This window comes from Nitrospirota bacterium (assembly GCA_016194305.1).
Classification (GTDB): domain Bacteria; phylum Nitrospirota; class Nitrospiria; order JACQBW01; family JACQBW01; genus JACQBW01.
The window spans coordinates 42,042-54,729 of the sequence record JACQBW010000005.1; the positions used below are offsets into that span (position 1 = coordinate 42,042).

A 12,688-nucleotide genomic window follows, 5' to 3' on the forward strand; every position below is an offset into this window, starting at 1 on the left:
GGTCCCCATGAACAGCCGCTCAGTAAAAAAAAAACGACGGAAAAAATCAAACCTTTGTTAATCAATTCATACCCTTTCTCAACCATACTTTATTTAGAAAAAGTGGAGGTACTATGGCAATTTCCACAAACCAGGCCGACGTTATGATTCGATTTATAGACCGCACCCATCGGATTTCCCGCTTTGTGGCAGTTCTGGCAGGTCGATGAATAATTAAAAATCGCCGAATGGACCATTTTATAGCTGGAAAAACCACCCGATTTGGTACTGGTGTGACATGAGTTACAATCGGTGATGATGTTCGAAAGAGGATTGTGAATCAGGTTTCCTGCCGTGGTTGGGGGTACCATTGCCCCACTGGAGTTTCCGGAAAAATGACAACTTTTACATTGCTGACCGGCAAGATTGGTATGGTCAAATGCCGCACCCGCAAAGGAGCTCGTGCTCTTGTGACATTGACTGCAATCCTGACTTCCTAAATTGCTATGGGTGGCATTCGTGGGCGGAGGCATTCCCGGACCTCCTATCTTATGACAGGAGGAACAGAGCTGGCCCATCAGATTTGCATGGTTGAATCCCGCTGGCACCCAAGCCGTGGTTCGATGGCAGGTGTCACATTGGCTCGTTGTCGGGACATGATTGGAAGGTTTCCCCGTGGCTTTCTGGCCATTGTGACAGTTGGAACACTGGCCTGCTGTCGAGGGGTCGTGCGTAAAAGTAGAAGGGATCCAGGCGTTTTGGCTATGGCAGAACATGCAGCTCTGATTGGTCATGAGATGGCTAGCCGGTTTACCATAGGAGATCTGTCCATTATGACATTCCTCACAGGTGCGGGGGGTCCCTTTATATCTTCCTCCGGAATGGCATTGCTTGCAGTCCAGAATCCGGTGTGCCCCTTGAAGCTGAAAAGAGGTGGAGTCATGGTTAAAGTTGGGACGAGGCGTCGTTTGAGCCTGGGCAGATATTGGGAAATAAAAGAACAATATTCCTGTTGCCAGGCAGATCCATACTTTGGAAAGATAACTTCGACGATTAACCTTTGAATCCGTAGTCATTTGAACTCCTCCTGTAAGGTCTATCGAGGTCTCAGTCTGACCTGGTCTGAAAATGATAAAACAAGTCACCTGAATTCAAATGCAATAAAAATGCCTGAGTGTAAACACGTCCATGCAGTTCGGAGTGTTTGTAAACAAAGGATAATTTAATTGAACAATTCTGTCGTCATGGTACATACGGTAAAGGTAGTACAAAAACCTGCCATGGATCCGGGTCGCATTCCAGCCGCGGAAATGCCTAAACGCAATTGCACAATAAGTCAGGATTTGGTATTTGACAAAGACAGTAATAGGACTTGATCTGAAGGCACTCAGGTCATACCCCTTTTACGAATGAAGTTGTCCGAAGATTAAGTTTTCCATTATCGCATTTCTAACTTTTCTTTCATCGTCCTATTATTTGTCAAAGGTGGAAGTGCTATGACAATTTCCACAAATGACACCGACGTTATGGTTAGATTTAAATTCGGCACCCATTGGATTTCCCGATTTGTGGCAATTCTGACAGGTTGTCGCATAATTCAAGATCGCCGTATGAACCATTCTATAGCTGGAAAAACCACCCGATTGCGTGCTGGTATGACAGGAATTACAATCGGTAATAATATTTGAAAGCGGATTGTGAATCAGGTTTCCTGCCGTCATCGGGGGAGCCATCGCCCCGGTCGTATTTCCCGCAAAATGACAGGTCTTGCAAGTCGTTACACCGGTATGATTGAAGGAGGCCCCCGAAAATGTGGTAAAACCGGTATGACATTGGCTGCAATCACTATTGGCCGCCGCATAGGGATGCGGATTCGGTGTTGAAACCGCTCCTACCGTATTCCCGGCAATATGACAGGTCGCGCAAGAAGTCGGAGGAGAAATACCCGTGTGATTCATCGTCACGGTGGTAAAGGTCGTCGTACTTGAATGGCAACCATTGCAATCCTTCCCGTTGAGATTACTGTGCACGACATCATTTTTCGGCGCCATCCCGGACCCTCCGGTCTTGTGACAGGAATTACAAAGTTGGCCGGTCAGGGTAGAATGATTAAAGATTCCGTTCGCAAAAGTTGCTGTGCCTGCATGGCAGAGATTGCATTCCTGGGTCGTCACCATATGATTCGACGGTTTGGCCACCGCTCCGACCGCATTGCCGACAGAGTGACAGGTGGAACAGACCGCAACAATTCCGGTGTGATTCATGGTCGCCGTGGTAAAGGTCGTCGTACTCGCGTGACAGCTCTTGCAGTCCTGGCCTGCCAGATTGCTGTGCACAACATCATTTTTAGGCGCCATCCCGGATCCGCCGGTCTTGTGACAGGAATTGCAAAGCTGACCGGTCAAGGTGGAGTGATTAAAGACCCCGTTCGCAAAAGTGGTTGTCCCCGCATGGCAGAGATTACATTCCTGAGTCGTCGCCATATGATTCGAGGACTTGGCCACCGCGCCAACCGAATTGCCGACATAATGACAGGTGGAACAGGCCGCAACTACTCCGGCGTGATTCATAGTCGCCGTGGTAAAAGTGGTGGTGCTGGCGTGGCAACTGCTGCAATCCTGTCCGCCCAGATTACTATGGACCACATCGCTCTTCGGCGCCATCCCGGAGCCGCCCGATTTGTGACAGGAGGAACAGAGCTGACCAGTTAAACTTGAGTGATTAAAAATGCCGTTGGCAAACGTAGACGTTCCGGCATGGCAGAGATTACATTCCTGAGTCGTCGTCATATGATTCGAGGACTTAGCCACCGCACCGACCGAATTGCCGACATAGTGACACGTGGAACAGGCCGCAACAATTCCAGCGTGGTTCATCGTCGATCCGGTAAAAGTGACCGTTCCGGTATGGCAGCTGCTGCAATCCTGTCCGCCCAGATTACTATGAACGACATCGCTCTTCGGCGCCATCCCGGAGCCGCCCGATTTATGACAGGAAGAGCAAAGTTGTCCGGTCAGACCCGAGTGATTAAAAATGCCGTTGGCAAACGTGGAGGTTCCGGCATGGCAGAGATTGCATTCCTGAGTCGTCACCATATGATTTGACGGCTTGACCATTGCTCCCACGGCATTAGCTGCTATGTGACAAGTCGAACAGGGGATGACGATGCCAGCATGGTTCATGGTCGATCCGGTAAAAGTGACCGTTCCGGAATGACAACTTTTGCAATCCTGACCGCCCAGATTACTATGAACAACATCGCTCTTCGGCGCCATCCCGGTGCCGCCTGATTTGTGACAGGAGGAACAGAGCTGGCCGGTCAGACCTGAGTGATTAAAAATGCCGTTGGCAAAAGTGGAGGTTCCGGCATGGCAGGAACTGCATTCCTGTGTCGTCGCCATATGATTCGACGGCTTGACCATCGCTCCCACAGTATTCCCTGTCGCGTGACAGGTCGAACAAGGTGCGACGATACCGGTATGATTCATGGTTAAAGTGGTAAAGGTCGTGGTGCTGGCGTGACAGCTTTTACAATCCTGTCCGCCCAGATTACTATGTACGGCATCTGACGTCGGCGCCATGCCGGTGCCCCCCGCCTTATGACAGGAAGAACAGAGCTGATTTCCCAGATTGGCATGATTAAACCCTGCAGGGATCCAGGCAGAAGTCCGGTGGCAGGTATCGCATTGGCTGTTTGTGCTGATATGATTTGCGGACTTTCCAGTTGCCTTTTGACCATTGTGACAGGTTGAACATTGACCCGCCGAAGAGGCATCGTGTGTAAAGGTCGTCGGGAGCCAGCTATTTTGACTATGGCAGAGCGTGCAGGCCTGAGTGGTCATGATATGGTCAGCCGGTTTGCCATAGGTGATCTGGCCATTGTGGCAATCCGAACAATTTCGAGGCGTCCCTTTATACCTTCCGGCAAGATGGCATTTATTACATTCGAGCCCCCGATGCGCTCCTAACAGTTGAAACGTCGTCGAATCATGGTTGAAATTGGGCCGAGGGATATTTTGCACCACTTTGGTGCTATTTCCAATTTCCGTGCTGCTGGCAATAGATGAGGTTGAGAATAGAGCACTGTTGATCAATAGTAATTGAAAGAGGAAAAAAACCAATGTTTTTAAATGTTTAGTCATCTCAGTTTGACTCCTCTTCGAAAGATCAAGAAATCTGATCTCTATTCACTAAAGAGGGATAAATAAGCAAGAATAGTGCCCTATCTAAAATACACTATATATAGTATATTATAGTTATAAACAACTATATATAGTGTAAATATCCGTTTTTTGATCAAGTATCCAGGGTAAGGAATGTACAGAATACTGGCAGTTTGTAAATCCCTCTTTTGGCATCAAAAAGAGGGCAAAATTGTCGGGTTTTTTTGAAGTTCAGGAACTGGGAAGGGATTTCTGGTCTAATTCGAGCTGGTCAATGATGAATTTCATATCGGAATGGATGGGCGCCGTAAATACCAGTCTCTCTCTAAGCACGGGATGAACGAAACTAATGGTCGAGGCATGAAGCATCTGCCGTGCGGCTTTCAATTCAACGTTTCTCTCTGATTTTCCTCCATAGGTCTTGTCTCCGACAACCGGATGTCCCAGCGATGCCATATGGACGCGGATTTGATGGGTCCGGCCTGTCTCTGGCTTGACTTCAATCAGCGAGATAAAATCCCCGTCTTTGGGCGAAAGCTGAAATCTCTTCAAAACCGTATAATGTGAGAGCGCTTCTTTGGGCCTTTCGGTATTGGCCGAGATCTTTTTCCGATCCCTCTTGTCTCTACCAATAGAAAGTTCCACTTTTCCCCGATTGAGTTTGACTTTTCCCCAAACTAAAGCAAGATAGGTTTTTTCAATCGTATGGGCCTTAAACTGTTTCATCAGATGGGTTAAAACATAATCCGATTTGGCAATCAGCACCACTCCGGAGGTCTCTTTATCCAGGCGATGGACAATTCCAGGCCGCTCTTCTCCTCCAATCCCCTTCAGATCTTTGACATGATGCAAAAGTGCATGGACCATGGTCCCGGTGTAGTTTCCAGGAGCCGGATGCATGACCAACCCGGCACTTTTATTGACCACCAGGAGATCGGAATCCTGGTAAAGAATTTCAAGCGGGATGGGTTCAGGTTCAATGAGGATCTGGCGAGGCGTTGGGACGGTCAGGACAATCTTGTCGCCGGGTCGAATCTTATGACCGGGTTTTACGGCTCTGTCATTAACGCGAACTCTCTCTTCTTCAATCAGGCTCTGGATTCGGGTCCGGGACAGAGGAATCCCTCTCTTGATGAGATAAAGGTCCAGCCGGCAGGGAGACACGCTTTTCGAAACGAAAAATTCAACTTGCTGGAAGGGGTCTAATTCAGTCGGACTCATTTCCTCTGAATTATAGATTAAAATGGAACTCATTCTCCCGGGATTTCTTGAAAAAAGAGCTTAGTATTAAAATCGAAATCCCCACTGTAATCGCGGAATCTGCGAAATTGAAGATCCACCAATGATAGCGGCCGATGTAAAAGTCGAGGAAATCGATCACCTCCCCGCTTCGAACACGGTCCAAAAAATTTCCGACTGCACCACCCATGATCAGCGAGAGCGCCACGATTGAAAGCGTATCCGCCGAGGGGGTTTTCATGAAAATGTAGATCAGAAAAGCCAATGCCACCGTGGAAATAACGAGAAAAAAGACGGTACGCAATGGACCGTTCTGGTCGGCCAGGAACCCAAACGCGGCACCGGGATTGCGCGTATAGGTCAGACTAAAAAAATTCCGAATGACCACAATCGAGTCATAAAGATTGAGCCATTTCGCAATGTACGATTTCGTCACCTGATCAATCAGAATCACGCCCGAAACAATTGCAATCAATAAGAAATACGATTTTGGGGGTTTTTTGTTTTCCAATGGCGTCAACAAAATTTCTCCATTAAGCAGACACTATTGAGGAAACGACAGGGGCACACCGCTCGCACAATTCCGGATAGTCCCTGTTTTCGCCGACCCGGTGACTGTAGTTCCAGCAACGTTCACATTTTATTCCGGCGGCCCGGGTAATTCCAACGGCCAGGCGTCCCTGAGGCGTCTCCCTGATTTCATCGGTCATCGTTTCAGAAAGGTCGACCTGGGAGACAATAAATAACATCGGGAGATCTTTCTGAACCTCTTTGAGAAATAGATAGAGTTCCCCTGTCGCACCAAGACGAACCGCCGCTTCAAGCGATGAACCGATCTCCTTTCGCGCCCTTGCATTTTCGAGCGATTTCGCCACTTCATTCCTGATCTGAATCAATTGATCCCACCGGTTCGAAAGGGCCTGATCCATTTCCGAGTCATTTTCTCTTGGAATGCGGGAAAGCAGCACCGATTTTTCCTTTTTCAGATCTCCGGGGAGGTGAACCCAGATTTCTTCTGCAGTAAATGAGAGAATGGGGGCCATGAGCTGAGCCAGTTTGACGACGACTTGCGACATCACCCATTGAGCCGCTCTTCTTTCTTTCGAGTCTTTTTTAAAAGTATAGAGGCGGTCTTTAAGTATATCGAGATAAAATGAGCTCATATCTACCGCGCAAAAATTATTAATGGAATGGAAGACGCCATGAAATTCATACTCTCGATAAGCTTTTCGTACTTTTTTGATCAATAGATTCAGCCGGTGGAGCGCCCACCGGTCGATTTCCGTCAAATCCTGCGGAGAAACAGAGTTCTCTGCCATTTTAAAATCATAGAGATTCCCCAGCAGGAACCGGCAGGTATTTCTGATTTTTCGATACGCTTCAGATAATTGACTGATAATCTGAGACGAAATGCGGACATCATCACGGTAATCCTCCGCGGCAACCCATAACCTCAGGATCTCAGCGCCGTATTGCCGGATGATCTCCTGAGGGGCAACAACGTTACCTGCGGATTTCGACATTTTCTTTCCCGAGCCGTCCACGGTGAAGCCATGGGTCAGGACCGCTTTGTAGGGCGGTTCTCCTTCAATACCGACGGCGGTCAAGAGTGAGCTGTGAAACCAACCCCGGTGCTGATCGCTACCCTCCAGATAAAGGTCAGCCGGCCATTTTAACTCGTCACGTTTTCGAAGCACCGTGGCATGGCTGACTCCCGAATCAAACCAGACGTCGAGAATATCCATCTCTTTTCCAAATTTCCGGCTTTGACAGACCTCGCAGGTGGCACCCTGTGGGAGAAGTTCCTCTGTCGATTTGCTAAACCAGATGTCTGCCCCCTCCTTTTCCATCAACGAGGCAACATGTTCCACCCACTCCTCTTTTAAGGAGACCTGTTTGCAGTCAAGACAGTGAAAAAGGGCAATGGGAACTCCCCAGACACGCTGTCTCGAAATGCACCAGTCGGGCCTCCCCTCCACCATCCCATAGATACGGTCGCGTCCCCATTTCGGAATCCACTGGACCTTGTCAATCCACTGCAGCGCTTTCTTTCTCAGGTCACCCGTTTCCATTGAGATAAACCACTGTTCTGTCGCCCGGAAAATGACTTTATTCTTGCATCTCCAGCAGTGAGGATAGGAATGGGTAATCGGCTCTTCTTTTATGAGAGCTCCCTTTTCTCTTAATTTTTGAATGATGGCAGGATTCGCATCGAAGACTTTCATCCCCTGATATTCAGGAACTTCGGAGGTAAATTCTCCTTTTCCATTCACGGGGGTATAAATATCCAGATTATATTTCAGGCCCATCTCATAGTCTTCCTGGCCATGCCCCGGCGCAGTGTGAACGATACCCGTTCCCTGGTCGAGCGTCACATGCTCACCTGTAATCAAGGGAGACTTCCTGGAAATAAAGGGATGCCGGGCCGTCGCGCCTTCAAGATCGCGTCCGAGGTAATATCCTTTCCGAATCTTAAAATCGGCGATACCCCAGGCGTTCATACAAGATTCGATTCTCTTTTCAGCCAGGATAAATATTTCCCCCCCCGTTTCAACCTCCTTATACTGGTATTCCGGATGAAGACAGAGCGCGATATTGGCCGGAAGAGTCCAGGGCGTCGTGGTCCAAATGACGAGGGATCTTTTTATTTCCGGATCCTCCCATTTTTTTTCGTAGGAGGAGGGGAGTTCGATCAGTTCAAACTTGACGTAAACGGACGGGGAGGTTTCGTCGTGGTACTCCACTTCAGCCTCTGCGAGAGCGGTTTCACAATACATACACCAGAGAACCGGCTTCTTCCCTTTATAGACGCCTCCTTTTCCGATAAATTTTCCAAGCTCTTTGAGTATGCCGGCTTCATATTTGAAATCCATCGTGAGATAGGGATGGTCCCAGTCTCCTAAAACACCCAGGCGTTTGAATTCCTCTTTTTGAATATGAATATACTTTTCAGCGTATTGGCGACACCGCTGGCGGATTTCCAGAGTGGTCAGCTCTTTTTTCTTCGACCCCAGCTCCTTGAGGACCTGGTGCTCAATGGGAAGACCATGACAGTCCCAGCCTGGTATATAGGGAGCTTGATACCCCTCCATCGATTGAAATTTAATGATAATATCTTTTAGAATTTTGTTCAACGCGTGGCCGATATGAATATGACCGTTTGCGTAGGGAGGTCCATCGTGGAGAATATAATCCGGCTGACCCTCGTTAACCCGGCGCAATTCCTGATAAATCTTTTCCGTTTCCCAAAAGGAGAGGGTATCAGGTTCCTTTTGGGTCAGGCTGGCTTTCATCGGAAATTGCGTCTGGGGGAGGTTAAGCGTCTCTTTATAGTTCATAAGCGAGTTAGTGTATCATTCGCTATAAAGAGCTGTCAACAGAGGTGAAAACCGATTACTTTCTCCGGAGTTTGAGAATGAGAAGAGCAAACGCAGCCCCCGCGGAGTCAATTCCCACATCGACAAACGAAGGGCCTCGTGAAGGGACAAAGGACTGATGAAATTCATCCGTCAAGGCATAAAGCGACGATAAAAGAAAGGCCATCAGGGCGGATCGGGTAGACCAGGTGAGATCTCTCGCCTGCAGGGTCCGGAACCAGAGCCAGGAAAGGACTGCATATTCTGTAAAATGACCCAATTTTCGCAAAAAGGTATGTAAATCATGAATAGTTTTCAATGAGAAGAAGGGGAAAATCGCATGGAGCAAGGGAATCACATATTTGCTCGTCCGGCTAAATGAAAAGGATTCCGTGGACATAAAAAAGATAACGGCCATCCAAATGATCAATATTCCCCACTCTGAAAAGGTGATTTTAAATTTGGACGATTTTGCCATAGTCAGGGAGTTTAACAGACCTGAATGTTTTGTCAACTTTTCGCTGATATTTCCGCATCTTCTTTACAAAATTCTCTGTTTTTGTTATTCTCGAGAGAACAGTTTTTGCGTTCCAGTCCTCTTCGGTGATAATGAAAACCAGGTTATTCCCCTCTCTTTGGCTCCTGATTCTGATCGCTTCTCCCGCTTTCGGCGATGAACCGCGTTCTCTATACGAAGAAGTCATCAGCAGCAGTCATAATATGATTCCAAAAGGCGAAACGCCGACCTCGCCGCACCAGGTCTGCCTCACTTGCCACACCCTGGACGAAGTTCAAAATTACCTGGAACCTGCAGTGCAGACACCTCCGGAACTCGCCGCTATCTTTGAACCGGTCCCTCAAAAAAGACCGGAAAACTCCAGGATTCTCTGGAGCGCGTCCAATCACCAGGTAAGCTATTCCCCTGCACGTTCCGGGATCCTGAAAAATGAACCTTCCGCTGCCTGTCTGGCTTGTCATGATGGAGCGATAGGTGCCGATATTTATGGAATGAAACAGAATCACGGGAAGTTTCAAGATCATCCTGTTGACATTCTCTATCCAAGAGAATCGAACGGACATTATGTCCCCGCGCTCCCCCTCCCCACGGAGCTTCGATATTGGTCAATTCCAGATCAGAACGGACATGGCATTACCCTGCCGACCGGTCCGACATCGGATTACTATTCGAAACAGACCCTCCCGGCGATGGCAGTCCGCACCTCCTACGGTAAAATCAATTGCGGGAGTTGTCATAATCCCCATTCTTCAAAAATTTCAGCCTATCTGAGAGAATCACCCAAAACCCTCTGCCTGGTCTGTCATATTCGATAAGGATAGGCAATGACTAGAGCTCCCCTTCTCTGGATGGCGCTCTCTTTCATTGCGGGCGTTTTCTCGGGTGATTTCTTTTGTTACTATCCCTGGACGACTCTAACTCTTCTTCTCCTCCTGTTTGGCGCTGAAGCCCTTTTCTCCTGGTTCCATCTGGAGTTCTACCATACGATATTGATTCTCCTCTCTTTTTGGAGCGGATTTCTTTCTATTGAATGGAAAGAGATTCACCTCTCCGAAAATGATATCTCACAATGGCAGGGTCAAACCGTTCTCTATACCGGTACCATTGATGAAGCGGTCGCACATTACCCTGATCACACGACCCTGATTCTTCAATCAAGCCAGCTGGAAAAAGATTCGAAAAATTTTCCAACTTCGGGAAGAATCAAACTGAATATCAATCGGGCTATCCCGTTTCCCCTTTCTTACGGCGATGAAATCCGCGCCTCTTTGACACTCCGGGAACCACATGGATTTAGAAACGCCTTCGGATTTGACTATGGTCAATATCTCTGGCGACATGGCATCCACGCCACGGCCAGTCTGACTCATCCTGAAGAAATGACCCTGACGGAAAAAAAGGGGGGAAACCTCATTTTCAGGAAAGTTTATCCCTGGCGAGAGGAGATCCGGGAAAAAGCCTCTCAATCATTATCCGGAAACAGCCTTGCACTCTTTCTTGCCATGATTATCGGAGAATCAGGCTATTTGACCAACCCGATCCGGGACACTTTTATGGCTTCAGGAACAACCCATATTCTTTCGATCTCGGGGTCTCATCTCGCTTTGGTTGCCTTTCTCTCCTTTCACGGCGTGCGATGGCTGATTCTACAGCTTCCATCTTCCGTTCTCCTGCAAGTGGGTAGAACCATTCTCCCGTCGCGGCTTGCCTTATTTCTCTCCATCCCTCCGGTTTTTATTTACGGACTCCTTGCGGGAAATCAAGTTGCGACAAACCGCTCCATGATGATGATTGCGATCTTTCTCATCGGTCAGATGATCCATCGAAAACAAAACCTTCTCAATCCGCTTGGACTTTCTGCACTCTTCATCCTCATTCCGGATCCTTTTCAGGCCTATGATATCTCGTTTCAACTCTCGTTTGGATCCGTACTTGCCATCGCTATGGCATTGAACCGGAATCCCCTTCCTCTCCCTTCCGGGAATAAGAACGAGCAGGATCAAACTTCTTCTCTTCATCAAAAAATCCGCAGTCACTTTCTTTACAAAAAGATCCTTCAGGGGACTCAGAATTACCTGTGGATCTCTCTTGCGACAACGCTCGGGACCGCACCGCTCGTTGCTTATCACTTCAATCAGTTCAACTGGGTTGGGATTCTTGCAAACAGCGTTATCATTCCATTCGTCGGATTTCTGGTCGTCCCTATTGGCCTCGTACTCTCTTTTTGCACGCTTCTCTTTAAGACTGATTTCCTGCTTGGAGGATCGCTCATTCAGTCTGTGATGACAGGGTTCTACAAAATGGTTCAATTCTTTGCGCGATTTCCCTACGCGGAGCTTCATCTTGCCGCTCCCTCTATTATTTATCTCGTTCTCTTTTACACCAGCCTGATCATCGCTTACGTTTTCCGAAAAAACCGAAAAGTCACCGGAATATTCCTCATGGTCATTCTTCTCCTTCCGGTCTGGTGCTTCTGGGGACCACGCATCCACCTTCCCTCCAGAGAACTCCAGGTGACCTTTCTGGACGTGGGACAGGGAGATTCTGCCTTGATTGAATTTCCGGACCGGACGACGATTTTAGTGGATGGCGGGGGCAAATATCATGAGTTTGATCTCGGACGACTGGTCGTTGCGCCATTTCTCTGGAACAAAGGGATTCAAAAAATTGACACGCTGATCGCGACCCATCCCCAGGCGGATCATATCGGAGGGTTAATCTATGTGATGAAAAAGTTCCCGGTCAAAGAAGTCTGGACGAATGGCGCCGTCAAAGAATCGCATATTTCAGAAGAATTCGACGATACCCTGCGAGAAATGCAACTCAAATCAAAAGTTGTCCAGAACGGTGACACGTCCCAAATTGGAAATCTGAAACTGACCGTTCTCAATCCCGACCTGAAAAATCCGACACTCTCGCGATCTCACTCCCATGAGAATAACGAGGGGATCGTCCTGAAGGTTGATTACAATCTGAGATCTCTTTTACTGACCGCCGACATAGAAAAGGAAGCCGAACAGAAAATGATGCGGGAGCATCCCGGAATGAAAGTGACCCTCTTGAAAGTCCCCCATCATGGAGGAAAAAGTTCGGCTGATCCCGACTTTATCGGAGGTCTTTCCCCCGAGATCGCCCTCTTTTCCGTCGGATTGCACAATCCCTATCATCATCCCAGTACTGAAGCCCTTCGACTCTATCATCAAATTCAGTCCCGCATCTACCGGACTGACCGGGATGGGAGCCTCCTTTTCAGAACAGACGGAACCCGTTTCGAAACCCTTTCCGCTTTAGATGTATTGCCTGAGAAAATCACCCCCGGAAAGGAGATCTGGAAGCAGGAAAGGGAAAATTGGCTGCGTATTCTCGATATACAGTATTAACCACAGGCTGGCCCGTCCGGTTGACAAACTCCGGGTTCTTGATAACCTTTATGA

General features: G+C 48.2%; 8 protein-coding genes. 2 read left to right on the forward strand and 6 right to left on the reverse strand.

Translation table 11 applies throughout. The features are described from left to right. Positions 1 to 89: 89 nt before the first annotated feature. From HY200_01680 to HY200_01705, 6 genes are all read right to left on the reverse strand, one after another. Positions 90 to 1,055 carry a hypothetical protein gene (locus tag HY200_01680; protein MBI3593647.1) on the reverse strand — a complete coding sequence of 322 codons (966 nt, stop codon included), beginning with the start codon at positions 1,053 to 1,055 and terminating at the stop codon, positions 90 to 92. Positions 1,056 to 1,451: 396 nt separating this feature from the next. Beyond that, positions 1,452 to 4,121, reverse strand: a complete 2,670-nt coding sequence (locus HY200_01685) for a hypothetical protein (GenBank protein MBI3593648.1) — start codon at positions 4,119 to 4,121, stop codon at positions 1,452 to 1,454. Between the two features lie 252 nt (positions 4,122 to 4,373). Further along, positions 4,374 to 5,363, reverse strand: a complete 990-nt coding sequence (locus HY200_01690) for an RluA family pseudouridine synthase (GenBank protein ID MBI3593649.1) — start codon at positions 5,361 to 5,363, stop codon at positions 4,374 to 4,376. Between the two features lie 10 nt (positions 5,364 to 5,373). Beyond that, on the reverse strand, positions 5,374 to 5,892 hold the full coding sequence (lspA, locus tag HY200_01695; protein ID MBI3593650.1) for a signal peptidase II: 519 nt from the start codon (positions 5,890 to 5,892) through the stop codon (positions 5,374 to 5,376). A 22-nt stretch (positions 5,893 to 5,914) separates the two neighbouring features. Beyond that, positions 5,915 to 8,719: an isoleucine--tRNA ligase gene (gene ileS, locus HY200_01700; protein ID MBI3593651.1), complete on the reverse strand. Its 2,805-nt coding sequence runs from the start codon at positions 8,717 to 8,719 to the stop codon at positions 5,915 to 5,917. Positions 8,720 to 8,774: 55 nt separating this feature from the next. Then, positions 8,775 to 9,155 (reverse strand): VanZ family protein, encoded by a 381-nt coding sequence (locus HY200_01705; protein MBI3593652.1) that lies wholly within the window; start codon positions 9,153 to 9,155, stop codon positions 8,775 to 8,777. Positions 9,156 to 9,346: 191 nt separating this feature from the next. Between HY200_01705 and HY200_01710 the strand changes: the two genes are divergently transcribed. After that, positions 9,347 to 10,069, forward strand: coding sequence for a cytochrome c3 family protein (locus HY200_01710; protein ID MBI3593653.1), 723 nt, complete (start codon positions 9,347 to 9,349; stop codon positions 10,067 to 10,069). Positions 10,070 to 10,078: 9 nt separating this feature from the next. After that, the gene (locus tag HY200_01715) at positions 10,079 to 12,634 is read left to right on the forward strand and encodes a DNA internalization-related competence protein ComEC/Rec2 (GenBank protein MBI3593654.1); all 2,556 of its coding nucleotides are present in this window, start codon (positions 10,079 to 10,081) and stop codon (positions 12,632 to 12,634) included. Positions 12,635 to 12,688: the final 54 nt, after the last annotated feature.